The following is a 1,513-nucleotide window of genomic DNA, read 5'->3' as shown; positions in this document are numbered from 1 at the left end:
TTTGAAAAGTCTGTGAAAGCCCAGAAAACCGCCTTTGAAGACCCTGTGAAAAAAATCAATCCAAAAGTTCAATTGACTCCAAAATCAGCCAAAAATAACCAAAAAAGCAAAAAAGATTTCCATATATAAGTGGAAATCTCTAAAAATTGAGTAAAAAGTATTTTTTATCAATAATTTATATGAATTTTTTAATGTAAAAAGATTTCCACTTTCATTTTTCATTTTAGAGAGGCATTAAGCTGTATCTTATGTAGTTTCTGGATGTGCATTTTCAGCCTCTATTTGACGCTTTAAATGCAATTTTAGAAGAGGTAAAATAAGCTCGATTTCTTCCGTGTCGTTGATGTCTTGAACAAGCTCTTGCAACTTTATACAAAGTTCCGCCGCGAGTTCCGCTATATCTTCAGGAGGGATCTTTATATTTGCATCGCGATAGGTTGTATAAGCTATGCGACCAAGCTTTTTCATGAGACCAGCAGGGATAGTTTGTGGTTTAAAACCAGCTGTTTTCGCTTTTACCATGTCTGTAAACATTTCGCCTTCACCCGTAACGAGCCAATGAGGATTAATGTTATAGGCCGTATAATAGGCGTTAATTGTTGAGCATGTTGGTTCGTGTGCTCCAATTTCATAATTGGCAAGGGTGCCACGTTGTAAATTAAGCCGTTGCGCAAAGATACTACGTTCTTCATTTCCGTAGATTCGTCTTATTTCACGTAGGCGTTTTGCCAATGGTGTTTTAGGTTCTAGTTCGGGGCGTGCCAAAAGTGCTCCTTATTCATATTTAGGTTAGCTTAAATTACAGGATTTTAAAAAGAGATTCCCCCATTCATTTTAGAGAGGCATTAAGCCGTATTTTGTGTAGTTTCTAGATGTACTCTTTCAGCTTCTATTTGACGCTTTAAATGAATTTTAAGAAGAGGGAAAGTTGCCTCTACTTCTTCCGTGTCGTTGATGTCTTGAACAAGCTCTTGTAACTTTTTATAAAGCTCTGCCGCTAATTCCGCTATATCTTCAGGGGGGAGTTTTATATTTGCATCGCGATAGGTTGTATAAGCTATGCGACCAAGCTTTTTCATGAGACCAGCAGGGATGGTAGGTGCTTTAAAACCTGCTGCTTTCGCTTTTGCCATGTCTGTAAACATTTCGCCTTCACCAGTGACAAGCCAGTCTAAGGATATTCCACAGCGATCTTTATATATTCGCAGTATAGATGCAGGAGGCTCTCGTAAACCCGTTTCATAATTGCGCATAGTCGTTTCGGGAATATCAAAATGTTTAGCAAATTGTTTGCGCTCTGTAAAACCAAGGGTGTGTCGTATTTCACGCAATCGTTTTGCCAGTTCTGTTGTAGGTTCTTTTTCAGGGCGTGCCAAAAAAATCACTCCAAATGACATTTGGGTATTTACAAAAGCCTATTTAGGCTGTATACCTATTATTACCGCCCGATATAGAGGGCAGATATTTTACAATTAACCCCACAAAAAACGGATGGTTTGAGCATCCGTTTGAA

The 1,513-nt window shown here is 38.3% G+C and carries 2 protein-coding genes; both read right to left on the bottom strand.

Features of this window, described 5'->3' with window-relative positions; all coding sequences use genetic code 11:
• Positions 1 to 246 precede the first annotated feature (246 nt).
• Complete coding sequence (locus ACFIN0_RS09690) at positions 247 to 765, bottom strand: helix-turn-helix domain-containing protein (RefSeq protein WP_375702448.1); 519 nt, start codon at positions 763 to 765, stop codon at positions 247 to 249.
• Between the two features lie 80 nt (positions 766 to 845).
• On the bottom strand, positions 846 to 1,376 hold the full coding sequence (locus tag ACFIN0_RS09685; protein ID WP_375612307.1) for a helix-turn-helix domain-containing protein: 531 nt from the start codon (positions 1,374 to 1,376) through the stop codon (positions 846 to 848).
• Positions 1,377 to 1,513: the final 137 nt, after the last annotated feature.

This window comes from Bartonella sp. AA89HNZF (genome assembly GCF_042196905.1).
GTDB lineage: Bacteria > Pseudomonadota > Alphaproteobacteria > Rhizobiales > Rhizobiaceae > Bartonella.
This window is presented reverse-complemented; position numbering and strand designations above follow the sequence as displayed.